The sequence below is a fragment of the Staphylococcus arlettae genome, assembly GCF_025560845.1.
In the GTDB taxonomy this organism is placed as follows: Bacteria; Bacillota; Bacilli; order Staphylococcales; family Staphylococcaceae; genus Staphylococcus; species Staphylococcus arlettae.
On record NZ_CP094803.1, the window covers coordinates 1,768,377 to 1,790,802 of the forward strand.

General features: G+C 29.4%; 29 protein-coding genes and 1 tRNA gene. 2 read left to right on the forward strand and 28 right to left on the reverse strand.

Features of this window, described 5'->3' with window-relative positions; all coding sequences use genetic code 11:
- Positions 1–1,440: 1,440 nt before the first annotated feature.
- The 24 genes from MUA37_RS08630 to MUA37_RS08745 all read right to left on the reverse strand — a co-directional run bounded on the left by MUA37_RS08630 (position 1,441) and on the right by MUA37_RS08745 (position 17,960).
- Positions 1,441–1,659, reverse strand: coding sequence for a hypothetical protein (locus MUA37_RS08630; RefSeq protein WP_002510900.1), 219 nt, complete (start codon positions 1,657–1,659; stop codon positions 1,441–1,443).
- Between the two features lie 384 nt (positions 1,660–2,043).
- On the reverse strand, positions 2,044–3,396 hold the full coding sequence (locus MUA37_RS08635) for an IS1182 family transposase (RefSeq protein ID WP_021459431.1): 1,353 nt from the start codon (positions 3,394–3,396) through the stop codon (positions 2,044–2,046).
- Between the two features lie 452 nt (positions 3,397–3,848).
- Positions 3,849–4,688 carry an aminoglycoside 6-adenylyltransferase gene (locus MUA37_RS08640; protein WP_262624506.1) on the reverse strand — a complete coding sequence of 280 codons (840 nt, stop codon included), beginning with the start codon at positions 4,686–4,688 and terminating at the stop codon, positions 3,849–3,851.
- Positions 4,689–4,992: 304 nt separating this feature from the next.
- Positions 4,993–5,379: a YbgA family protein gene (locus MUA37_RS08645; RefSeq protein WP_316965048.1), complete on the reverse strand. Its 387-nt coding sequence runs from the start codon at positions 5,377–5,379 to the stop codon at positions 4,993–4,995.
- A 27-nt stretch (positions 5,380–5,406) separates the two neighbouring features.
- Positions 5,407–5,598, reverse strand: a complete 192-nt coding sequence (locus MUA37_RS08650; protein ID WP_015900763.1) for a hypothetical protein — start codon at positions 5,596–5,598, stop codon at positions 5,407–5,409.
- A 52-nt stretch (positions 5,599–5,650) separates the two neighbouring features.
- On the reverse strand, positions 5,651–6,241 hold the full coding sequence (locus tag MUA37_RS08655) for a hypothetical protein (protein ID WP_262624507.1): 591 nt from the start codon (positions 6,239–6,241) through the stop codon (positions 5,651–5,653).
- A gap of 132 nt (positions 6,242–6,373) precedes the next feature.
- Complete coding sequence (locus MUA37_RS08660; protein WP_232198136.1) at positions 6,374–7,597, reverse strand: FRG domain-containing protein; 1,224 nt, start codon at positions 7,595–7,597, stop codon at positions 6,374–6,376.
- A 4-nt stretch (positions 7,598–7,601) separates the two neighbouring features.
- Positions 7,602–8,180, reverse strand: a complete 579-nt coding sequence (locus tag MUA37_RS08665) for an ImmA/IrrE family metallo-endopeptidase (RefSeq protein ID WP_232198137.1) — start codon at positions 8,178–8,180, stop codon at positions 7,602–7,604.
- 126 nt (positions 8,181–8,306) lie between these two features.
- Positions 8,307–8,642, reverse strand: a complete 336-nt coding sequence (locus MUA37_RS08670; RefSeq protein WP_232198138.1) for a sigma-70 family RNA polymerase sigma factor — start codon at positions 8,640–8,642, stop codon at positions 8,307–8,309.
- Positions 8,639–8,965, reverse strand: a complete 327-nt coding sequence (locus tag MUA37_RS08675) for a cyclin family protein (RefSeq protein ID WP_262624508.1) — start codon at positions 8,963–8,965, stop codon at positions 8,639–8,641. The genes MUA37_RS08670 and MUA37_RS08675 overlap by 4 nt, the downstream gene beginning before the upstream one ends.
- Positions 8,962–9,498 carry a pathogenicity island protein gene (locus MUA37_RS08680; protein ID WP_262624509.1) on the reverse strand — a complete coding sequence of 179 codons (537 nt, stop codon included), beginning with the start codon at positions 9,496–9,498 and terminating at the stop codon, positions 8,962–8,964. The genes MUA37_RS08675 and MUA37_RS08680 overlap by 4 nt, the downstream gene beginning before the upstream one ends.
- Positions 9,499–9,523: 25 nt before the next feature.
- On the reverse strand, positions 9,524–9,997 hold the full coding sequence (locus tag MUA37_RS08685) for a phage terminase small subunit P27 family (RefSeq protein ID WP_041079930.1): 474 nt from the start codon (positions 9,995–9,997) through the stop codon (positions 9,524–9,526).
- A gap of 1,167 nt (positions 9,998–11,164) precedes the next feature.
- Positions 11,165–11,638, reverse strand: coding sequence for a hypothetical protein (locus MUA37_RS08690; RefSeq protein ID WP_262624510.1), 474 nt, complete (start codon positions 11,636–11,638; stop codon positions 11,165–11,167).
- A 15-nt stretch (positions 11,639–11,653) separates the two neighbouring features.
- Entirely contained in the window at positions 11,654–12,271 is a 618-nt protein-coding gene (locus MUA37_RS08695; RefSeq protein ID WP_262624511.1) for a hypothetical protein, read from the reverse strand.
- Between the two features lie 13 nt (positions 12,272–12,284).
- Positions 12,285–12,485, reverse strand: coding sequence for a hypothetical protein (locus MUA37_RS08700; RefSeq protein WP_262624512.1), 201 nt, complete (start codon positions 12,483–12,485; stop codon positions 12,285–12,287).
- Positions 12,486–12,582: 97 nt separating this feature from the next.
- On the reverse strand, positions 12,583–12,990 hold the full coding sequence (locus MUA37_RS08705; protein ID WP_262624513.1) for a hypothetical protein: 408 nt from the start codon (positions 12,988–12,990) through the stop codon (positions 12,583–12,585).
- 329 nt (positions 12,991–13,319) lie between these two features.
- Entirely contained in the window at positions 13,320–15,038 is a 1,719-nt protein-coding gene (locus MUA37_RS08710) for a DUF927 domain-containing protein (RefSeq protein WP_262624514.1), read from the reverse strand.
- Positions 15,039–15,051: 13 nt separating this feature from the next.
- Entirely contained in the window at positions 15,052–15,942 is an 891-nt protein-coding gene (locus tag MUA37_RS08715; RefSeq protein ID WP_262624515.1) for a primase alpha helix C-terminal domain-containing protein, read from the reverse strand.
- 72 nt (positions 15,943–16,014) lie between these two features.
- Positions 16,015–16,299 carry a type II toxin-antitoxin system toxin TscT gene (locus MUA37_RS08720; protein WP_262624516.1) on the reverse strand — a complete coding sequence of 95 codons (285 nt, stop codon included), beginning with the start codon at positions 16,297–16,299 and terminating at the stop codon, positions 16,015–16,017.
- Positions 16,300–16,304: 5 nt separating this feature from the next.
- The gene (locus MUA37_RS08725) at positions 16,305–16,535 is read right to left on the reverse strand and encodes a hypothetical protein (protein WP_041079686.1); all 231 of its coding nucleotides are present in this window, start codon (positions 16,533–16,535) and stop codon (positions 16,305–16,307) included.
- Between the two features lies 1 nt (position 16,536).
- Positions 16,537–16,887 carry a hypothetical protein gene (locus MUA37_RS08730; RefSeq protein WP_262624517.1) on the reverse strand — a complete coding sequence of 117 codons (351 nt, stop codon included), beginning with the start codon at positions 16,885–16,887 and terminating at the stop codon, positions 16,537–16,539.
- A gap of 1 nt (position 16,888) precedes the next feature.
- Positions 16,889–17,068, reverse strand: coding sequence for a hypothetical protein (locus MUA37_RS08735; protein ID WP_262624518.1), 180 nt, complete (start codon positions 17,066–17,068; stop codon positions 16,889–16,891).
- A gap of 11 nt (positions 17,069–17,079) precedes the next feature.
- Positions 17,080–17,349, reverse strand: a complete 270-nt coding sequence (locus tag MUA37_RS08740; RefSeq protein WP_262624519.1) for a DUF771 domain-containing protein — start codon at positions 17,347–17,349, stop codon at positions 17,080–17,082.
- Positions 17,346–17,960 carry a BRO-N domain-containing protein gene (locus MUA37_RS08745; protein WP_262624925.1) on the reverse strand — a complete coding sequence of 205 codons (615 nt, stop codon included), beginning with the start codon at positions 17,958–17,960 and terminating at the stop codon, positions 17,346–17,348. The genes MUA37_RS08740 and MUA37_RS08745 overlap by 4 nt, the downstream gene beginning before the upstream one ends.
- A 414-nt stretch (positions 17,961–18,374) precedes the next feature.
- Between MUA37_RS08745 and MUA37_RS08750 the strand changes: the two genes are divergently transcribed.
- Together MUA37_RS08750 and MUA37_RS08755 are read left to right on the forward strand one after the other, a co-directional pair.
- Positions 18,375–19,028 (forward strand): helix-turn-helix domain-containing protein, encoded by a 654-nt coding sequence (locus MUA37_RS08750; RefSeq protein WP_262624520.1) that lies wholly within the window; start codon positions 18,375–18,377, stop codon positions 19,026–19,028.
- The gene (locus tag MUA37_RS08755; protein ID WP_262624521.1) at positions 19,015–20,067 is read left to right on the forward strand and encodes a site-specific integrase; all 1,053 of its coding nucleotides are present in this window, start codon (positions 19,015–19,017) and stop codon (positions 20,065–20,067) included. The genes MUA37_RS08750 and MUA37_RS08755 overlap by 14 nt, the downstream gene beginning before the upstream one ends.
- 71 nt (positions 20,068–20,138) lie before the next feature.
- On the opposite strand, the gene MUA37_RS08760 is transcribed toward MUA37_RS08755, so the two are convergent.
- The 4 genes from MUA37_RS08760 to racE form a co-directional block, all read right to left on the reverse strand.
- Positions 20,139–20,212: transfer RNA gene (locus tag MUA37_RS08760), tRNA-Arg, on the reverse strand.
- A 232-nt stretch (positions 20,213–20,444) separates the two neighbouring features.
- Positions 20,445–20,954, reverse strand: coding sequence for a YfcE family phosphodiesterase (locus MUA37_RS08765; protein WP_002510899.1), 510 nt, complete (start codon positions 20,952–20,954; stop codon positions 20,445–20,447).
- Positions 20,954–21,535, reverse strand: a complete 582-nt coding sequence (locus MUA37_RS08770) for an XTP/dITP diphosphatase (protein WP_262614906.1) — start codon at positions 21,533–21,535, stop codon at positions 20,954–20,956. Before MUA37_RS08770 ends, MUA37_RS08765 begins: the two co-directional genes overlap by 1 nt.
- Positions 21,510–22,343 carry a glutamate racemase gene (gene racE, locus MUA37_RS08775; protein WP_002510897.1) on the reverse strand — a complete coding sequence of 278 codons (834 nt, stop codon included), beginning with the start codon at positions 22,341–22,343 and terminating at the stop codon, positions 21,510–21,512. The genes MUA37_RS08770 and racE overlap by 26 nt, the downstream gene beginning before the upstream one ends.
- Positions 22,344–22,426 lie beyond the last annotated feature (83 nt).

Consider the following 22,426-nt stretch of genomic DNA (forward strand, 5'->3'; position numbering starts at 1 on the left):
TAAGTACAAAGATTTCACCCTGCTTATATTGAATTGAATTCATATCCTTTTTAATTGCAATAGTACCCGCAGCGACGAAACAAATTTTAACTTCATCACTGTTTCCAAATACTTCCATACAATTAGTATGTATATTATAACGGTAATCTATAAAACCACTCCTCTTCATATTTACTAATTATTACTAAACATGCTTATTTCTTTATTAATCTCACATTACTTAGTATTTATAAAATCACGTCATACGATGATAAATACAAAACGTAAATTATTTTATTCAAGTGTGTAGCTCATTATGCCATCTATATTAAAAGTTAATACTTCGTCCAAACATTGTTATTTATGTATCTTTTTTTAAATTATAGTTTTTAAGACTATTCATATAATAAGCTTCTCTTTATAAATACGTAAATATCATTCAATTTAAAAGTAAAATTTTTAAATTGAACAGTAAAAGCTCATTTCATCAGTGGATGATGCTGAATCAAATGACTAAATCTTGTTACACAAACTACTCTCCATATTACTTATAGTGTCCCTTTTTTTACTATTGTAATGACTATTACGCTCTTTTCACTTTTATTTGCTACACTGTATTTAGTCGATATATCCTATCGACAAACATTTAGTATTATTGCCAATCTCAAGTTTAAGAATAAACAGCATTTACTCTTTAGAGTTGGTGCTGTTTTTTAGTTATTACGATATTTTAATTTTAGATGTATAAAGTTCTATCAATTATGAGATTTAGCCTAGTTTTGCTATATACTAATTTTTACGATTTCAAATAGTTTTGATCACTACTTCTAAATATAAACTGTCCATATACAAAGTAGTTATTTTACATCTCGAAATAATGAAATATTTTTTCGAGTCATATTCATTTAAACTTTCATACTAGCGACGCACATAAAACAACCACCCATTGATCATAATAGGTGGTTGTACAAAAAAACCTTACATTAACTCTTTCCAAAATTATAAAACTATTGTATGTGGTTCTGTGTTCGTATCATGATTTGCTATTACTTCTACACAATTTTCGTCTTGGTCAATAAACTTAACCCAATTTAGTGATTCTTGTGCATCCTTTTTATTAACTAACACACCTGGCAATATATTTTGTTGCCAAGATTTATTTGCATATCCAAAAAAGATTATTAGCTAAAATATAACATATTGCGTTCTTAGTTGCTTTGTTAGTACTATTCCTCTTACGCTTATTATTTCTAAAATTAGTTGAATGATTGACAACATAACTCATGTTGTACTGATTTAAGGATAAAACATCTACTATATTAGATAGAAATTATAATTATAGTTGATTTATACACTCATTTATTAGTTAAACAAAATCAAGTATTCATTTGCTTTATATTTTTCTGTAGTTATTCAAAATATTTTTCCCAATCGCTATTCAATCCTGATTAGATGAGATACTTATTTTTTAAAATGTAAATAAAGAATTTGTTCTCCTTTAACTTTTATGATACTACTGCCAATAATTGTATATGTAACATCGTCTAGCAAATCTAAGCCCCCGAAATCTTTATTTTCAAATAATTTCGTTTCAGCATCATACCCATCAGTATATTCAATGCAATTAAAATCATCTACATAAATTGTTTTATCATTTTTTAAAATCACTTCACATTTCATTTCTAATCCCCCTTATCTTTAATACTACAACAATACACCGAAATACATTGCACTAAACATAAACGAAAACTATCAATTATACCAATAATCATAACTTCATACCATAATATAAGTGTACATAAAAAATACAGTCTTAAGTTCATATGTCGTATAGGATTGCTCTATAATTTCTAATCATCATTTTCTCAAGTTTGCTTCACTTGAGAATATCTATTCTTTTATATAGTGATTATTATTTTCTATAGTGTGGCATTGTATAACAAAAAAAGAAACCCCATCATAATGGGGTTTCTTTTCAGAACGTGGACAAACCCTTCGCAAGTTAATGCGAAGGGTTTATTTATTTTCTTTTTTTATAGTTTTTTTCAAAATTGCAGTGGTCTTTCAGACCATTACTGGGCCTTTTATTAGCCACATTGCGATTTTTTTAAGATTCATGGCAGCACAAATTAGCGTGGTATCCATGGAAACTTTGTCATGTCCTCTATATCTCGTCCATCTCATACCATGCTGTTCTTTTGCATCGCCAAATTTTCTCTCTATTGTTTGACTTCGCATTTTATATTGTTTTTTAATTGTATCCACAAACCTTAAATCTTCAACTATATCTAAATCATCTTGCCAAACATGTCTTCTAATTTGTTTTATGGCATCTTTACTTTCAGTACATTTATTTAGTAGTGGACAGTCTCGACATATTGAAGCATCTGATACATATAATCTGTGTCCTGTTGGCATTGTTCTTTTATATAGTAAAGTTTCATCATTAGGACAAATATAAGTATCATAATGTTCATCGTAGATGAAATCTTTTGTTCTGAAAAAACCAGGTTTTCCTTTAGGTCTCGTATATGGCATTGCTGGTACAATTGCTTTTTCAAGCAAAAAGTGTGCATTAAAAGGTGTTTTATAACCTGAATCAATTGCTAATGTGATAGGCAACATCTGCTTGGTTTCCAATCTTTCAATCATTGGTTTGAGTTGTGTACTGTCGTGAATATTACCAGGTGTCACGTGCTTATCAATAATATAACCATTTTTATCTACACATGCGTGTAAACTATAAGCAAATTGCTTTTCTCGTTCACCTTTAACGTAGTACCCAGCTTCTGGATCAGTCGTACTTACTTTTTTGGTTTTATATTCCTCCTTGCTTTTATTTTTTATTGGCTTTTTTCCTTGTGCTCGCCTTTGTTCATTTATTTCATTATCCAATTCTTCTTGGAAGTGAAGTGTATCTTTTTTTACAATTTTTTTGATGTATTTATTCTTATTTGCATTTGCTTTAATATGTGTAGAATCAATGAATAAAGATGAGTGATCTATTAAGTTATTTTTGATAGCTATTTCTAGTATTTTCTCAAATATTTGTTCAAATAAATCTGTATCATGAAAACGACGTGTATAGTTCTTACTAAAAGTTCCGTAATGAGGTACTTTATCTAAAAAGCTATATCCTAAATACCAACGGTAAGCTACATTTGTTTCTATTTCTTTAATTGTTTGTCTCATTGATTTAATGCCAAACAACCTTTGTATGAGTAATATTTTTACTAAAATAACAGGATCTATAGATGGTCTACCATTATCAAGGCAATATTTGTCTTCGACAAGTTCATACACAAAATTTAAATCTAATATCGCATCGACTTTACGTAATAAATGATTATTAGGGACTAATTCAGAGATAGAAATCATTTCATATTGATCTCTTTTATCAATTGATTTATTCAACATAATAAACACCACCACTGTTTAATTTACATATATTATAATGTTTTTGTGTAATATTGGCAGTAATTTATGCCGACTCCTGCGGGAATATCACTAGCCGAAGACTACAGGCTAAGGCAGTGCCCGCGGAAAGCGTGCATAAAAAAACTGCCAACAAAGTCGGAGACTTTGTCGACAGTCTGAAAAGAAACCCCATCATAATGGGGTTTCTTTTTTAATTGTGAGCTATAAAGCTCTGTTAGCGTCCTGGAAGGGATTTATTTACTGTTCATACTGTTTTATAGTATTTCAAAATAGCTTAATAACAGTAAGTTTAGTAATTTCTTTATTATACCTTTTCATAGTATTTCAAATTACTTTCCCCATATTTTCCCCAAACGCTATTCATTCCCGTATGCGTGAGATACTTAATAATATTAGTTTGTGCGTAGTTAATTTCACATAAATTTACTAGTTCAAATTTTATAACCAATATAATTCTTCACTTCTGCATAGCGTTCTATATCATATTCTAATTCACACTTCTTACTGACCCTTACTGTTGCATAATCAAATATTTCAATCATTTTAAATAATGCTTCTTTTATTTCAGTCATATCCAAATGAGGATAAGTGGAAGTCAATTTTTCATATTTAGAAGTCTCTATATAGTTAGGCAAGTATTTATAACTCTTACCGAAATTAACTTGAAAATTATATTTTACTCCCTCATCCCATGCTAGCATCATAAGTAACATACTTCTGCAAATATTCAAATGGTCTATTGAATATAGCAGTTCATTTCTCCATATTCCTTTCATTACATACGTAGAAATCCAATAAAACTCATTTATACATTCATCAAACAATTTCTGATATGGTTTGTTAATCCAGTGTCTAGAATCACTAACACTTTTGTTTTTGGGTAATAAATTTTCTTTATCAAGAAGTATTTCTATCAAATCATCTTCTTCTAAGTATTCAGGTATTTTATGTTTAGATAATAATGTTAGGTCAATTCTATTGTAATCGTCAAACAGCATTAATATTGGATATCGTTCTTCTAATTCAGATGGATATAAATCTTGTGCTTCTGGAAATTGAGTTATTATTCTATTGCCAAACTGATTTATCCATTCAAAATCAGTTACCATAGCTTCTAAATTTTCAACAATGTAAACAATATCAAAATCTTGATGTATATCTGGTTGAATATTTTCATTAACTCTAGATCCATTAATACATACTGCTTTTATATTTTTATCTTGTTTAGCAATATTAAGAATTAAGTCCATCATTTCTTTTTCTGTTCTCATTACACACCTCACTATATGACAATACTATTATAAACAACTTTTTAAATTTTGAACAATACCTGCTAGTCTTTTTTGGATAACAGTAAGTGGTCATTTTTGATCGTGTACTTTTACATATTGATTAAACACTTTTGTCTAAACAATATACATACTCATTTTTGAGTAATAGCTTTTGTTACATTAAATAACTCAATATATAGTTCTGACATTCACTCTGTGCTGCATCGAGAAATCAATTTACGGATAGTTGTTCGTTTGGTTCTCACAATAATTCTTCCTATTCAAAGATAAATAAACAACCCACCTATTCATTTAGGTGGGCTTTATTTATAATAGTAGATTGTTTTAAATAAGTGACTTCATATAAGTCGGCTAATTTCTTGATAAAATCAATTAATACTTTTTCTGTTATAATACGATTTTCAAAATCTGTCTTTAGTTTTATAAATAACTGCTTTTCTTGTTCAGTACTTATTTTTTTAAAATATCCCCACATATGACAATAAGCATTTATTATTGAGCCTTTAGTAGGCTGCTTATTTAAGGCGTATTGAATTTTTTGTTGAACTAATTCAATTTCAACATCATTATTCATCAAAAATCTAATATCATTATAAGCGTTTTGATCATGCCATAAAACTTCGTATTTATATCTACTCCACAGTTTTTCTTTTTGAAATTGTTTGTTAATGTTATATACCTTCTTTCAATGTTCTATTTAATAAAAAGGAACTATTTTACTAGCTTTAATAATATCTTTAGTAAAGAAAAATTGTTTGCCCTGTCCTGTGTATGAAGGGTTGAGTATCATATTTGCTTTTGCGTTATATAACCATTCGGGATGTATTCCTGAATTCAAAATATCCTGGAATTCTTGGAAATCTTTATTCCAATCTAAATTTGGTTCCATTTATAATCACCTCATGAATATGATAGAATGTTTGTTCGTATATGTAAACTTATCATTCTTCTAAATTTCCTAATATCTCAGTAACTTCTTGTCCTAGTTTTATTTTTACTTCATGCATTAGATTTTTAAATTGTTTTGTATTCTCGAAAAATTTCCGTTCTATATTTTCGTCTTTTATACCATTAATCCTCTTAACGAAATATTTATCATTTTTATTTTCAGCAGACCAACAAGTTGTTATAATCTCTCCTTGTACCCCAAATAATTCGTTATCATTTATTACTTTTCTTAAGTTTGGAAAATAATTTAGATACAATTCAAGATTTCCTAAGTAATTAGGTGTATTAATACTTGATTGTTGTATCGTATCCCTAATTTTCTTAACTTTTTGCTTCTCGACTTCTTCATTTTCTATATTTGAATTAATATAGTTTCTAATTTCTAAAATGATTATTCCTGTAGTGTATTCGAAATTTTTAAATTCTAATTGTAGTTCATTAATCACTTTTAATTTTTCTTTCATTACAAAACTTTTATTTTCGACTATCCTTTGCTTTTTTTCTCTGTAAAATTGTAAGCCTTGGTTCACTAACGCTACAGCTATTCCACCCGATAGAAAACCGCCTAACATTTCTAAAATCATTGTATTACCTCTTTTTATATCAATTATACCATGCTAATTCAAAATTGCATTTCACACAAAAAAATAGGGCAAGCATCTGGTACGTGCCTGCCCCAATCAGCCATAATATTATTTTTTTTAAACAATAATATTTTAACTTTTATTTTCTTTATTAAGTAACTTACGTAAATTTTGTTTAGTATTTTGACTTTTATCATCTATATTTTCGAGGTTTGGTTTTTTTATATCTTTATCTGAATCATATCCTGATTGAATATATCCGATATATTTATACAAATCTGGGAATAATTCACTTTCAATATAATGATATTCAGATAATTTACTTTTTATTTGAAACCTGATTGAATCTAAAAGTATATCATCAAAGTATTTTTTCAAAGAATTTATTTCAGTTTTTAATTCTTTTCTATATTTTTGCTGTTCAAATAAATCTCTCAAAACTTTACTTTCAATATTTTCAATTTTATCTGCATCATAAAGTTTTTTATTTAGTCTTTCAAGTTTAACATTACTATCCTCTAATAGCTTTGATGTTTTCTCAAGTTCTTTAAAGTTAAAACTCAACTGTAATCTAACTAAAGGTATTTTATGAATCTGAGTTGGTAAATCTCTTAATGCTATTTTATCAAAATTAAAAAAAGCACCTTTTTGAGCAATTAGTCTAGAATTACTTTTTAACATTTTCACTCTACTAAACAAATTTTTTTCTGTATGAACCATTTGATTTATGGAATAAAAATCAATAATAGCATTCTTAAAATCTTTCTTACTTGTATCAGAAACCATAAATAACAATGCTATATATGGATTTTCAGTAATGTCGATCAAACTTGTTTTCAAACCATAGTGTTGTAAATGCGCTAATTGTTGTTCTCTCTTATTAATAATTTTACTTTTAGCTATAGGAGGATAATATTTTATCACATCTGGATACCTGTACATTACATCTTGGTATATAAATTCAAAATCATTTCGTAATTTAGTATTTACATTTTCTCTTATAATTCCAGGTAACATTTCCCAATCTGTGCATTGCCCTCTATAATAATTAAAATCTTCTTCTAACTTCTGAAAGAATTCTTTATATAAATAAAAAATATTCCATTCTTTATTATTATTGCTTCTGTATGAAATTATATCATTTTCTATATCTTTTTTTATTCTTTCAACTTTTTTTAGTAGTTTTTCATTTTTGAAATTATCATCTATTTTTAATTCTAAGTTATCAATTTTATAACTAGCTACATTTCCTTTATGGGGGTCATTAATCTCGATATTAACCTTTATAATAATTTTATCAAAATAATCTTCTTCTTTATATTTGCTTATTACATCTTCATACGTAAATTTATTCATACTACTATAAAATCCCCAAATTCATTAATCTATAGCTAACTGCTGATTTAGATACGAATAATTTATCTGACATAATATTATATAATTCGTCTTTTTGAGATGAATTTAGCGGAGACCCAAAATCCAAGTTATTATCTGATAAAAACATTTCATATAGCGCCTCTACTTGCATTCTAGGCATTAATATATTTGCAGCAACTGTATTAGCTTTTCTCTCATTTTCAAAGTCTTTAACATCAGTATATGAATTAATATCTTGAGTTCTATGATTGGTTCCCTTATGTTTATATAAGTAGTGTGCTAATTCATGCGCTTTTGTAAATCTTTTTCTGTTTTCTGAATGATTTTTGTTTATATACATCTTACGATTAGGAATATCAATCCTTCCGGAACAATCGTATTCCATAAATTCCTCAATTATTTGAATATCTAAGGATTGAATTATTTTATCTATATTTATGGAAAATTCATCTGAAGTAACCGCTAAAGATTCAAGTATTTGATTGTTATTAAAAAGATCCACGATTTCTTTATCAAAAAGTTGATTGTAATATACTTGTGTATTTCTTTCTGCTACATTCATCTTCTTTCCCTCCTTATATACTATATTCATAAAGATTTGTACTCTTTTTTTATTTTTACTTATATATAGTATAGCATTATTTTTCTCTTGAATAGTACTATTTAATATAATTGATTTAAATAATATCTACTCCAACTTATCCAACAACTTATTTAACATCTGCCTAACTCGTTGCGCCTGAACACCAAATATATTTCCTACCTTTTCAAAGGTAACACCATTACATAATAGTAAAAATAGATTATGTTCTTTTTCAGTTGCTACTCTTTCTACAACAGATTCCAATTCATTGAAAAATATCACATCGTTAATATTGTTATCATCTAACTCATCTGTAGTTATTTGATCATTCACATTAAAGAAATCATCTATATCAATATCATTGTCATATGTTTTATCGTTTTCTATTGTCTTGTGGTAATTCAATATAAACTCTTTTACTGTTCCTTTATCATACCTCATACATAATCTACTGCCTTTGCAACACGCTTTAATATAACTTTTCTAGCTTGTCTTAACGTTAATTCACTAACACCCATCACATCAGCTATAACTTCATCTGAGTACTTTTTATCATCCCACCATGTGAGTTTAATAATCTGCTGCACTTTCACATCACTATCGTTATAAACTTGAGTAACGCCTTTTACAATCGATTCTAGGTTCATATATTGAAGTTCATTCATATCACCAGGTTTATTCTTATAGGTATCTACCATACTATGATAATTACGCATGTAGCGTTCTAATATAGGATAATCCACATCGTTTAAACTTCTAATCACACAACCAACTCCTCATGTTCGTTATTTAATGATTTTTTAACTTCTATTACAAAGTTTTTATAAATGACTTCACTCTCTTTTTCTTGCTGTTTATTACGCTCTAAACGCTTATGATGATGTACTTTATATAAATCTTCCTGTAACTTATCAATCGTCTTTAATGGCTTGTTACTACCATTAGATTTAAAGTATCTCATCACTTCTTGTTGCTCTTTAGGTGTGTAATTATGGATGATTTTCTTTAACAAATTTAACTTCTTAGTACTACTATTTTTAAAACGATTCAATTCTTCTTTTTGATCTATAATCCATAAAACTAATTTCTCTATTGGATATGAAACTGAAATTACACCCATCACATCATCACAACTCATATGAGATGTATTTAAGTGATACATTGCATCGATTTGTTCCTGTATTGCTCGAATCTTACTATTAATGAACTGTGGGTTATAATGCGTTAACAATTCATATTCAGTAATTTTCTTTTCTTCGTAATACCACAAAACTGATTTACAATGTTTTAATATCATAGTAGCCCTCCTAGAATTTTATAAATTAATCATTATCATCAATGCCAAACATTTCATATACTGATTTATCATTTGTCTTTTCTTTTGAAGGATCTAATATTTTTAATCGTGATTCTACAGTTAGCCCTAACTTAGGGGCAATGCTATTTAATTGAGATAACGAATCACGTTTTATAGCATGATTCTGATTAAGCTTTGTACCACGTTCAGTAACAATAATTGCATCCTCATTTTTCATACGTATAGTTGCATTGATGTAATCTGAATAGGCTGTACAATAAGCAGAAACTAATGCTAAATCTAAACTAGCTACAGGCAATTCTTGTAGTAATGGAAATATCCTATGCCATTCTTTTGTAGCCGTATCATCTAGCCATTCAGGAGGTTCTGGTGATAGTTTTGTTAATTGCTGCAATGCCTCTTCTGTAGCTTGTTTCGTTTCCTGCACTTCTGTAGTTAATCTACTCTTTTGTTGTGACAATAACTTTCTTTGAGCCATTAAAACTCCCCCTTTCTTATGCATTCTATTAAGTAAAGTTATTTTACTTTACACATTTTCAACTTTCATTTTCAACATTCGGTTAAGATTAAGTATCGATCGATTACAAATCTTTTTAAAATACATGAGCGCCTAACAGACCCCTGGCTTTTTATATTAGTAATGCTTAGATGGTAATAGCTGCGCGATTATGACGTGCATTTATTATTTATATAGCTTTAATCACAGTGTTGTTATATGCTCTAAAACAAGCTCTAAATGCCTTCTATGAAGTCCATTTTCAAATGTTTTGTATTACTAATCATTATGATATTTATTTCATTTTATAACTTTATTTAGTTAAATAATTCAACTCAAACTATAAATGTTTTCATTCTCAAAATACGTCATTATAATTGGAAAATTTATAACCATTGTATTAGTAATCTATTTGCTATTAACCTATTATCACTATTAAGCCTTTAACCTATGAATAAGTATGAAGATACTTATTGTATTCATGTTCATATTGAATGTTTATTTATAATTGTTTATTAATCTTCTTTTTATAATTTGTTTTAAATTAAATTTCAAATGAAAGAACAAAAACATTTTGAAATCATTTATCTTTTAAGTTTGTTCAGCAAAATTATTTCATTCATCAAACTTCTATTGATAATATAAATGAATTCATTATGATCTAATCATTTAGTTAAATACATTTTATTTATCTTATTAACATTGTTGATATAACAACTTAATCATTATCATCATTGAACTAATCTCTTTATTAATGTTCAATACAACTTCTATCATAATCTATCTTAACTACTTCTTAACTTAACATCACAACAACTTATTATTATTCTCTTCTGAATCAATGTTCATTATCAATATGTTAATCATGATCTAATAACATGTTTAAATATGATTGCTTAACACTAGAATCAACCAATACTATTTCCTTTACAATAAACCTTGATATTAAAACAGCCACCACCACAAGTATAAGAGCAGAACAAGTGATGATGGCGTACAAAGGAAGTATACAACTTTCAAGAACAAGCGTTTAAACAACCGATACCAGAAGAATTAGTTGAATGTTTTATAAAGCATTCAAGGTAGATTTCTACCTACTTACATTATACTACACAAAATATATTATAACAACATTATTTTATAACTTATTTATTTTGTGTTCACCGATACTAATTCAATCTTATCAACATTGCCAATTGTTGTATTATCCATACCTAGCATAGTAGCGTAACATTGTACTGACACTGAACGTTTATTCTTAGCTATGTCTATTAATTCTTTTAATCCCTCGCCCTTATCTTTCACTCTATCTACTTGAATACCAAAGCCTATAAATTCTTCTTTAATAACAGTAAGTACGCCTGCATCTTTACTGTTTGCAACAAATGAATGCTCATTGTTGTTTATTACAATATTGATACCATCAGTATCTTTAAAATTTTTAAACACTCTTCTAGTTAGAGAACCTTTTTTATAATTAATATCAGAACTAGCCACACCATCAACTGTAGCAATCCCAACTTGTGAATTTGAATATAATGGTTTTAAAATAATAGTATTCTTCTTTTCATCAAAGCCTAGTGCATAATCTTGTTTTATTGGACTTAATACTGTGTAACTCATTTTATATTCCCCCTCTTACCATTTATGATTTCCGTTGTTGTATTCCGAATCAGCACGACCATTTATATTAAATAACTTTTCCTTAAAAATATTGGCTAATGTAGTTGGGTCAGTATTCGTTCTAAATGGATCATCAACTAAATTCGTATTACGCTGTAAACTCAATCTCCATTGGTCTGGGTTATTTATTGCTGTATTCATATAATTACGTCTTGATGCTCTACGAATAGCCTCTACTTTATTAGCTGCAATCTTCTCATATACTTCATATGCACCATTTAATTTTTCATTGAATTCTTGTATTAGTTTACTGTTATTATCTTTTAATTCTTTAATCTCTTTATCATACGCAACATTAAATGCTTTTATATCTTCATCTAATAATTTATGATTGTCATCTTCACTTTGCTCATGTAATGCTACAATTTCATCTTCAAGTTTTCCTTGTTCTTTTTTAAGTGATGCAATCATAGCGTAATCATTTTCATTTCGATAATGTGACATCTTAAAATCAAATTCTTTTAATTTGTCAGTGACTTTGCTTTTTTCTAAAGCCACATGTTTTTTATTCTCTACCTTTGGTTCAATTACCTTATTAAATACTTCGATTGATTTTTCATTTACTTTAGTCATTTTAAAAACTCCCTTATTTTTTAGTTATAAAATCTTTATACGTTTTAATTTGCTTACTGCTTTTCATTTCATTAATACATTGCTTCACTTCTTCAATATCTTCACGCCTAGTTACATATCGCTTGATTACAGTATCTAAATAACTCTCTGATACATTACTTATATCGGTCGGTAATCTGGCAACAATTTGATTAACCACATCTCTATACCACATGTGCATGCCCCCTTTAATTATATGGATATAAACAATCTTTAATATCTGTTAATGATTTGTAGCTATACAACTTCAATTGAAAAGCTTACTTTTAAAGTTATTTAATACTACGCTCACTTATTGGATAAAACCAGTTTAGATCATCAGCACTTTTAGGCTTAAATCCTGCAAGTGCCATCGCTTCTTTCATATTGCTATTTGAGATATAAAAGCCATAGGGTTCACGTTCAAACATGTGCTTTAAGTTATAGCTCGAATAGTTTTCATTAACTGTCTTAATAGGTTCTAACTGCTTACACCACATTAATACTGTTTCTAGTTGTTCCATTGTCATATCGTTGAAATCAATTGCGTTAAATCCTAAATCGTTATCTGCCATATATCGCTGTAGTTCTTCATCGGTAAAATTAAATACTTCACGTGGATAATCCATAATCACACGATGTGCATTTTCTTTAGTTACTACTGTTCCATATCTATTGCCACTATTGTATAGGTATCTCATTTTCTTAATCTCCTTTTTGTCCGTATGTGTTAAAAAATTACTACTTATTACTATTTATTTTCTAAAATTACTACTTAGGGTAATCTCTCAAAGCTTTTTATACCAGTGGTTTTGAGCTATCAATTACTACAATTACTACAATTACTACTTTTTTTAAGGGGGTACGTTTATAAGAAACACACCGTTTTTTGTGTACTTTATATATAACCTCCTATTTTGAAAGTAGTAATAGTAGTAATTTTATATAGTTCAACGCCTTTAAACCTTTTAATACCAATGGTTACAAGAATTACTACTTTTGCTATAAATGTAGTAATTAAGTAGTAATACTAGTAATTTATTTTTTCAAAGTTAAATCCTAATTCTTTTATTATGGCTGTTTTGATGGCATAACCTTTTTGAGATTCACCAGCAAAAGTAATATTTTTTTGTTTGCCATAATTATTCGTTTCAAGGTATCCTCTTTCGTCCCATTGTTTAACAGTGGAATTAAATTCAGCACCTAGCATTTCTTTTATAGTTGGTGTCATAACCAATAAAAACTCATTTTTATAAATGGCCATTAATTCTGCATTATCATGGTAGTATTTATTGTAGGCAATACGACCTCGATTCGCATTTAACTTTTCAAGCAATTCTTCTAATAATTGTTTTGGTTTATCAATATTTTTATTATTCTTCATCATACTTGTATGTGCTTTATTCACATTAATATATGGGTCATGCTCAAAGCCTTCAATATCATTTAATATCTCACCAGTAATCTGCAGCAGTGCAAAACTACGTGCTATACGATCCATCACTTCATTTCCGTTAGCCTGTTTCATAAAATATTTAACGGCACTCTCAAATGATGATTTGTATTTATCTTTGTCAGCTCTATATTGCTTGATGAATAACTTACCTAGTAAACCATGATTATTTTCCATTGCTTTAGCTATATCGCCAAATTCAGCTTTATCAGTGTTAGGAAATGGGTCATCTTGTAAAGTAATAACACGCCCTGCAACACCTGCCTTATCGGGTGCAATATCTGGTATAGCAACCTCGCCACTTGAAAGCATGATATTGTTCCACGGTTCTAAATAATCAATAGAACGGTCAGAATTGCCACGACCTTTAGATTGCCCACCAGAAAATTGATATACAATACTTGGTATCCTAAATGGATTATCTGCCTTACGTGTGTCATCTTTAATTAAAGGGAATGAATTTAAAAACGAAGCCATACGCTCTACACTGACATTTGTGGCATTCCATTCAGTAACTAATTTACGATTTCCCCATATACTTGCACATATCTTTAAAGTGAATGTTTTACCACTTGAGGTACGCCCTGATATTTCACTTACAAAAGGATCTACATCGAAATCTTTGAGTAATACTGAAGCTAATGAGCTATAGAACATCATCATAACCATTGGGTTATTTTTAATTGGATTGAACACACCGTTTATATAATCATCAATACTACCTTTTGTTTCAAACGCATCAATCAACGCTCGATACCCCTTATCAGAATTAAATATTTTGTATTGATTATCTTGCTTATCTTCATCATAAGTTGAGATGAAATGACCGTTTATATTACCTAATCGTGTAGCTACATCGTAATCTGGTATCTTATTAAAACGTCTGTAAAAACTAAGATATTGAACGAGATTAGCTGCTTCATTTTGAGTAACCTCTAACCCTTTACTTGCAAGCTCTACTAAATATTTACTTTGAGTAATATCTCGAGCTAACACTGGTAATTTATATTTACGTTTTGCATCTTCAAATTCTAATTCATAATAAAATTCACCAGATTCAATATTTTTATATCTTTCAGTAACATAAGGTGGCGTGCTAGTAATATAAATATGTGCTACATCTATAACTTCACCTTTATTATTCTTTTTCTCTTTTTCCAGATATAACCATTTACCTTTAATTAAATAGGGTTCTGGGATTGTTGGTTTATCTTTATTAATTTCTTGAAATTTTTTAAATTTATTCATATTTTCAAAAACATCTTCTTGAGTTACTTCCATTTCCTCTACTGTCATATACCGTCCCCCTCTAGTTGCTCATATGTTTTTTGAGTATAGAATTAAATGTTTTATTAATTTCGCTATCGACCATCGGTGGATTACATGATTTACCCCACGCTGTCACGAGTCCATATACAAGTTCAGGTTCAACATATCTGCGTAATAGGTAGCCACTTATTGAAGCTAAAGATTGATTACGTTCACCTTCTCCTACACCGAAGGCTATATCACGCCAATATGATGAATCACGTTTTTTATATTGGTTTGAGTAATTAATAATAATTGGTTTATCTTTTTGATGATTGTCTAGATTTCTAGACAAACTTTCTAACTGTTCACTTGTAATAGCTGGTGCATCGTTATGCCTAAACATGTATGCTGCGATTTTATCCTTCTTAACTGGTAACGCCATAGCTTGAGATGGTACAAAACTAGCTTCATCTACTTCATAACCAACATGATTTGCTAACGCCCTACTATATTTACGATAATCCTCTGCACTCACAGGTTCATTTAAAGGCATCATTAAGCGTATACGTGGCTTATCAGTAGTATGTGAATGCGTGGTATGAAATGCCCAAGAATAGCTTTCTAATTGCTTGCAAATAGCATTGTATAGACCTTTGAAATCAGTAATTTTATCATAATCTAGTGCAATCACTGAACGATTAATAATATTGTCGTCTTTACGGTATTTCAGTATTGTTTCACCGTCTTTCACTTCATCTTTTACATCTCCATAAAGCACTAAACCACGTTTATATTTATCAGTATGATTCATTGGTATTTGTAATTTATTCAGCCAATCAGACCAATTCCATGTATCAAATGCTCTAAATGAGTTGGCATAAAGGCTGTCATATTGTATAATGGATATACGAAAATCGTTATCCAATTTTATTTTGTTAAACTCTTTCATGCTTTCACCTCTTTTTAATTGAGAGGCAACCATGATAAAATATCCATGCATGATTACCTCATGTGTTTGTTCTTATGCGTTATCTGTTGAGTTTGGTCGCTGTTCAGATGACGCTTTTTCTAATTCTCTAAACTCTTTAATAATCGTATCAAATTCGTTTATATACAATCTCAATAGGTCAAACATTTGTTTACTGTGAACATGAGCATATGAAAGAGCTTCATCTTTAGTCATAAGATAATTGCGGTCATACGGTAAACACTCATCGTCAAACCAACCTTGCGCTTCCTTCAAATCTTCAAAATTTTCCTTCAATAATTCTAGTTGTGTACCTATATTATCCATTTCAAAATTCATATTATTTATTCTCCTTCTCTAATTTGTTGCATTTGCATTTTTAAATCTGCTAAATCGATAGTTAACTTGTTATTTAAATTAAAAAGCAATTCTCCCAAATCTTCGCTAATTTCTTTTTCAAGTGGTTTTGAATTACAGTAATCAACTAACCATTGCATTAATTCGTTTGAGTAATCACTTTGCCCCATTAAATGATGCATTTTTTCTGTCTGCTCTATATATTCATCTTTTGTCATTTTATAACTCTCCTTGTTTATTAAATTTAACGACATTATCGCTTTTGCTTAATTTGATGTTAATTCCATGATAAGCACATACATTTTTTAATTTTTTTGCTTTTTGTTTGAATATTTCCATAGATTCATAAAATTGTTCAAACAAATCATCAATTTCTGATTTGATGTCGTCTATCAATATCACACTAATTGCATTTGCGCCGTCATAATCTCCTACTTCTCTGTAAGTTGTAACTTTTTCACTTAATACTCCTGACAGTTCTGAAAGTCTATCTATTTCACCACCTATTGAATAAACTTTATTAGAAGCGCTCGACATTTCTTCAAATGCGTTCAATATTTCTTGATTCATATTATTTTTCCTCCAATAATTGTTTTCTAATTTTTCTATCATTAAACCATTCTGTTATTGCCCATGACAAAACAGCTAGTGGCGTGTATAAAGCAAAACTATTAAATATATCTTCCGTCACATAACCTACTGCAAATGATGTCAATGAGCTTGCTGTGATAAGTGTTGCGAATAATTTCATGTTATCTTCTCCTAATAATCATTTTGTTTGTTAAATATTTCATGAAAATTTGTTTCTATATACTTCCGCATTGGTTCAGCACAAAATAACCATTTATTGTTATATTCATCTGGATAATGTACAAATGCTTTTAGATCCTCTTGAAATTTTGGATTATATAACAATATTTTTGTTGCTGTATTCCAACTTAAATTAATATGCTGTAGGAATTGCTCTCGATTCCAAATTGTTCGATGTTCAAGCATCGTCTGTTCGAAGGTTTTTTCTATAGTTTGCTTCATTGTGCCACCCCATACTTGTCATAAATACTTTCACTAACTTTAATATCCAAATTGAATTGTTGTTTTGCTTCAGTAAGTTTTACAACATCATCAAGTATCGCTTGTCGTACTTCTAACATATCTGGTGTCATTTCATCTTTGCCAATCATCTTTTTATAGCCAAATGCAGTAGATACTGCTTTATTAGCAATCGTATTCGCTTTAATGTAATTGATTGGTTTATCTGATTTGTGCGCTCTCTGGATAATAGCCATTGCCTCTTTTTGCTTTTGCTTATCCAACATACGAAACGCCTCATATCCTTTAAGACCAGTTGCTTGTCGTAATTCAACAAGTACATCACAAATCCAGTCTTGAAAGTCCAATGCTTCAGTTTTATTAGATCTCATTACAAGTCTGTATATACCTTTTTCATTAATAATAGTTACTACTTGTTCACCACCAAGGGTACACACTTTGTGAGTATCCTTTACATGGTTTGGTAATACTCTAGTGGCAGTATGTGCATCTCTAAAATCTAAAATTTTTGCAACATCTCCTGCTATTGCCCAATACTCACCGTCTTTTTCAATAAAACGAATTTCTTTGTCATCAAAAATTTGTTTAATCATGTTATGCCCCTTTATTTTAAAAAAGTCATCAAAGTTTATACCTAAACTGTCTGTAATGAGCTTTGCAGTTTTAGGACTAACTTTTTTATCTTTAAATAAGATAGTTAAAGTAGCAGGAGAAACTCCTATTAAAGATGCAAAACTGTTTTTCGTGTTGCCACTCATTACGATTTGCTTATTTAATTCTTTAGGGTCTTTGACTTCAATCATTTGCATTCACCTCATTTCTAGAGATAATATTTTATCTCTTTTGATTTGATTTAATTCTACTATAATTGTTTGTTTATGTCTAGAGATAATTTCTTATTTCTTTAACTTTATTTAACTCTACTATTTTCATTTTTATGTCCAGTGGTAATTTTCTATTTCTTTAAAAAGGTTTTAATGTTACTATTCATATTGAGGTGATTGTAAATGATCGAAAAAGAATTAAGTTCTAAAATAGGCGAAGAGTTAAAGAAGGCTAGAAAAAAGTATAAAGTGTCAGCCCAAAAAATCGGGGACGTGTTAGGATATTCTCAAAGTCATATTAGTGGTATAGAAAACGGCACAAAAATTATTCCAAACAAAAGATTTATCACTAACTATTTGAAATTTATTACCAATTCCAATTTTTCTGAAATGAATTTTTATATTAATAATATAAACGAAATAGCAAATGGTGAAATCCAACTTGCCACTTATTTAGATGATAGTACATCATTAATGAATGCGTTTGTTAATGATTACGAAGATGATACTTCAAAAATTAATTCTTTAAAATATGAAAAACGAAATGGAGAAAGCGATAAAGAGCATTTTGATTTTCCAATAAATGATATAATGTTTCATTTAACAGATCCAGAAAATCCAAAATACTTTAACAAAATTAAATTGAGTACAAGCGACAAAGAACATATAAATAAATACATCGAAGATTATATTGTTTTAAAATATAAAATTCATTTATCACAATTGAACGACTTGTATAATAAACATAAAATTAACGAAAAATTATATAATCAAGAATATTATCAAATTGATAGAATTTTAAAGTCTATTAAAGGGGATAACTATGGCAAGTTTTGAAAAACGTGGTAAAACGTGGCGTTATGTTATTTCGTATAAAGATGATTCAGGACAAAATAAGCGTATACAAAAAGGTGGATTTAATACTAAGAAAGAAGCACAAGTACATGCTAATGATCTAGAATATAATTTAAAGCGTGGTTTCGATATTTCCAATGATGTTATATTTGTAGATTATTTCAAACAATGGTATGAGATTAATAAGTTACCTCATGTGTCTAAGTCAACACTTAATCGTTATGAATCTGCTCATATGCATCTTAAAAATTATTTTAATAACAAATTACTTAAAGATATTAAACAAAGTGATTACCAACAATTCTTAAATGAGTATGGTAAATCTCATAATAGAGAAACTGCACGTAAATTAAATAGTTATGTACGCAATGCTTGTGACCAAGCTATACATGAAGGCTTAATATTACGTAATCCTACATATAAAGCTACGGTTACTGGTGATAATCCAAGTAAGGATGAAGATTTAAAATTTATTAATCACACCGATTATGTGAAGTTAAAGCATTATTTAGAACAAAAAAATACCACCTCATCACTTGTGCTTCTCATGGCACTTGTGACAGGTGGTCGATTTTCTGAAATTGCTAATATGAAACGTGATGATTTTTATTTAGGTAATAATAAAATTCACTTACCAGGTACAAAAACAGAAACATCAGATCGTATAATTTCTATAGATACTAATACTTTATATAAAGTTAAACAATATATTAATGATAAACCTGCAAATATGAATGGCTATGTGTTTACAGTAAATGGTAGCGTGATTTCAAATACTGCTGTAAATAAAGTGTTAAGAAAAGCATGCAATCATCTAGGCATTAAAAAAAGTATCACAATCAACGCCCTAAGACACACACACGCATCTGTTTTAATACACAACAGTTATAGTTTACATTATATTTCTAAACGATTAGGCCATGCCTCTACATTAGTAACGCAAAGCGTATATTTACACTTATTAGAGGAAACTTATGAACGTGAAGATAAAAATATAATTGAGTTTTTAGATAATCTTTAAATTACTTTCCCCATATTTTCCCCAAACAAAATTAAAACCCCGTAACCACAATGGTTAACGGGGTTTATTAGCGTCCTGGAAGGGATTCGAACCCCTGACCGATGGCTTAGAAGGCCATTGCTCTATCCAGCTGAGCTACCAGGACATCACGTTTTGAACACAATAATTATTATATCTAATTCATCTTTATAAAGCAATACTTTTATAATTAAAATAATGATGATTTTTCACTATAAATAGCCATTTTGCACGATTTATAACCTAATAACCCTCTTTTTTTCAATAACAATCATTAAGTAAATATAAATTATAATGCATAGTTACAACTCCACTTACTATGCATTATAATTCGACATTCACTTACACGCTTTTAGAGATCATAATTCAAAATTAATTGTTTCTATTATTTCATGTCGACGATTTCTAAAATTCAAAGTAACTGCATTAGTGTCTTCAGCAATTAACAGTTCTGCATAACTTTCTTCTTCACTGCTTCTTGATTGACTAATACTACCAGGGTTGATGACATGCACACCTGCAATATTTTCATATTTTGCAACATGTGTATGCCCATAAAATGCTAATTGACAGTTTGCTTCATGGGCACGTTCGGCCAGTTGCATTCTACTACGATTAACTTGATATAGATGCCCATGTGTAATAAATGCTCGGCAGCTTTCACTATTTATGACTTGTTCGTTTTCAAATTCTGGATAAAAATCGGTATTCCCTTTTACTTTATAATAATAACTAAGTTCACTATCTTCATAAGTAAACTCAGAATCTCCAAGATGTATGGCTACATCAGCATCTGGGTGGTGATTAATCACTTCAAATAAGATACCTTTTTCCGTATGATTATCACTTACAATTATCCATTTCGACATTAATTATCATCCTTTAAATAGCGTTGTAATTGGTCGATTGCCTTACCTCGATGGCTAATCTCACTTTTTTCATGCGCTTGTAGCTGTGCCATGGTTTTATTTAAATCTGGTACGTAGAATATTGGATCATAGCCAAATCCCTCATCACCAATTTTATTTAGTGTAATTTCACCTTGAACTGTGCCTTTAAATTGAATTGTTTTTTCATTTGGTGCACTTAGGCTAACGACACAAACAAATTGAGCACGACGATCCTCTGTGTCACCTAGCTGCTCTAATACTTTTTTGATATTTGCATCATCATCTTTTTCTAAACCTGCATACCTAGCTGAATATACGCCAGGCTCACCATTTAAAGCAAATACTTCTAATCCACTATCATCTGCGATTACAGGCTTATTTAAAGCTTGTGCTGCTGCTTCAGACTTTAATTTAGCATTATCTTCAAAAGTAGCACCTGTTTCTTCAACATCGAAACCTGGAATTAAATCACCGATTGGAATGATATTATACTCAGGAAAAATAACTTTAAAATCGTTTATTTTTCCTTTGTTATTAGATGCTATGACTATATCTTTCACTTACTACTTCCTCCTCTACATCGACTACTTCGACTGTAACATTCATTTTTAGCCATTCTGCAATAATTCTTTCGATATGTTCTGTATCCCCTGTCGCAAAAAATTTATGCTTAGGATTTTTTTGATAACCTGCATGTTCGTTACTGAATGTTAGTAATGCACTAACTTCTCTAGCTGTCTCTAATCCAGATGAAATCACTGTTTTATTACCACCAAAATAGTCATAGATTGGCTTATACAGTAATGGATAATGCGTACATCCTAATATTACTGTATCAGCTTTACAATTACGCCATTGTTTTAAAGTTTGATGGATTAAGATGCTCGTAATTGTCGGATCTTTATAGCGCATTTGCTCTACTAAAGGTGCAAATCCTGGACATGCTACGCCTGATACTTCGACATTTGGGTTGATATTCTTAATATGATGACGGTAAGCTTCAGATTTTATTGTACCTTCTGTACCTAAAATTAAAACATTTTGATTTTTAGTAGTCATAATTGCAGTCCTTGCGCCAGGTTCTATAACGCCAATAACAGGAATTGTTAATTGTTCTTGTAGCGTTTTTAATGCCACTGCAGTTGCAGTGTTGCATGCAATAACTAGCATTTTAATATCATATTGTAATAACTTTTGTGCCAATTGAATAGTAAATGCTTTAACTTCCTCACTTGCTCTCGGACCATAAGGACAGCGTTTAATATCTCCTAAGTAATAAATTGTTTCATTGGGAAGTTGGCGGATAATTTCACTAGCAACAGTCAAACCACCAACTCCTGAATCTATAACTCCGATTGGTTTATCCATATATGCGTTCATCCTCTTAATATTAGTAACTACTATTGTAGCACAGATACTTTTTTTAATTCATCTATCTCACTTTATATTAC

What these genes read in the sequence shown, in the direction of transcription:
- MUA37_RS08630 (WP_002510900.1), bottom strand. Translation starts at nt 1,659, where the DNA reads ATGAAATGTGAAGTGATTTTAAAAAATGATAAAACAATTTATGTAGAT.
- MUA37_RS08635 (WP_021459431.1), bottom strand. Translation starts at nt 3,396, where the DNA reads ATGTTGAATAAATCAATTGATAAAAGAGATCAATATGAAATGATTTCT.
- MUA37_RS08640 (WP_262624506.1), bottom strand. Translation starts at nt 4,688, where the DNA reads ATGAGAACAGAAAAAGAAATGATGGACTTAATTCTTAATATTGCTAAA.
- MUA37_RS08650 (WP_015900763.1), bottom strand. Translation starts at nt 5,598, where the DNA reads ATGGAACCAAATTTAGATTGGAATAAAGATTTCCAAGAATTCCAGGAT.
- MUA37_RS08655 (WP_262624507.1), bottom strand. Translation starts at nt 6,241, where the DNA reads ATGATTTTAGAAATGTTAGGCGGTTTTCTATCGGGTGGAATAGCTGTA.
- MUA37_RS08660 (WP_232198136.1), bottom strand. Translation starts at nt 7,597, where the DNA reads ATGAATAAATTTACGTATGAAGATGTAATAAGCAAATATAAAGAAGAA.
- MUA37_RS08665 (WP_232198137.1), bottom strand. Translation starts at nt 8,180, where the DNA reads ATGAATGTAGCAGAAAGAAATACACAAGTATATTACAATCAACTTTTT.
- MUA37_RS08670 (WP_232198138.1), bottom strand. Translation starts at nt 8,642, where the DNA reads ATGAGGTATGATAAAGGAACAGTAAAAGAGTTTATATTGAATTACCAC.
- MUA37_RS08680 (WP_262624509.1), bottom strand. Translation starts at nt 9,498, where the DNA reads ATGATATTAAAACATTGTAAATCAGTTTTGTGGTATTACGAAGAAAAG.
- MUA37_RS08685 (WP_041079930.1), bottom strand. Translation starts at nt 9,997, where the DNA reads ATGGCTCAAAGAAAGTTATTGTCACAACAAAAGAGTAGATTAACTACA.
- MUA37_RS08690 (WP_262624510.1), bottom strand. Translation starts at nt 11,638, where the DNA reads ATGAGTTACACAGTATTAAGTCCAATAAAACAAGATTATGCACTAGGC.
- MUA37_RS08695 (WP_262624511.1), bottom strand. Translation starts at nt 12,271, where the DNA reads ATGACTAAAGTAAATGAAAAATCAATCGAAGTATTTAATAAGGTAATT.
- MUA37_RS08700 (WP_262624512.1), bottom strand. Translation starts at nt 12,485, where the DNA reads ATGTGGTATAGAGATGTGGTTAATCAAATTGTTGCCAGATTACCGACC.
- MUA37_RS08705 (WP_262624513.1), bottom strand. Translation starts at nt 12,990, where the DNA reads ATGAGATACCTATACAATAGTGGCAATAGATATGGAACAGTAGTAACT.
- MUA37_RS08710 (WP_262624514.1), bottom strand. Translation starts at nt 15,038, where the DNA reads ATGACAGTAGAGGAAATGGAAGTAACTCAAGAAGATGTTTTTGAAAAT.
- MUA37_RS08715 (WP_262624515.1), bottom strand. Translation starts at nt 15,942, where the DNA reads ATGAAAGAGTTTAACAAAATAAAATTGGATAACGATTTTCGTATATCC.
- MUA37_RS08720 (WP_262624516.1), bottom strand. Translation starts at nt 16,299, where the DNA reads ATGAATTTTGAAATGGATAATATAGGTACACAACTAGAATTATTGAAG.
- MUA37_RS08725 (WP_041079686.1), bottom strand. Translation starts at nt 16,535, where the DNA reads ATGACAAAAGATGAATATATAGAGCAGACAGAAAAAATGCATCATTTA.
- MUA37_RS08730 (WP_262624517.1), bottom strand. Translation starts at nt 16,887, where the DNA reads ATGAATCAAGAAATATTGAACGCATTTGAAGAAATGTCGAGCGCTTCT.
- MUA37_RS08735 (WP_262624518.1), bottom strand. Translation starts at nt 17,068, where the DNA reads ATGAAATTATTCGCAACACTTATCACAGCAAGCTCATTGACATCATTT.
- MUA37_RS08740 (WP_262624519.1), bottom strand. Translation starts at nt 17,349, where the DNA reads ATGAAGCAAACTATAGAAAAAACCTTCGAACAGACGATGCTTGAACAT.
- MUA37_RS08745 (WP_262624925.1), bottom strand. Translation starts at nt 17,960, where the DNA reads ATGATTAAACAAATTTTTGATGACAAAGAAATTCGTTTTATTGAAAAA.
- MUA37_RS08750 (WP_262624520.1), top strand. Translation starts at nt 18,375, where the DNA reads ATGATCGAAAAAGAATTAAGTTCTAAAATAGGCGAAGAGTTAAAGAAG.
- MUA37_RS08755 (WP_262624521.1), top strand. Translation starts at nt 19,015, where the DNA reads ATGGCAAGTTTTGAAAAACGTGGTAAAACGTGGCGTTATGTTATTTCG.
- MUA37_RS08765 (WP_002510899.1), bottom strand. Translation starts at nt 20,954, where the DNA reads ATGTCGAAATGGATAATTGTAAGTGATAATCATACGGAAAAAGGTATC.
- racE (WP_002510897.1), bottom strand. Translation starts at nt 22,343, where the DNA reads ATGGATAAACCAATCGGAGTTATAGATTCAGGAGTTGGTGGTTTGACT.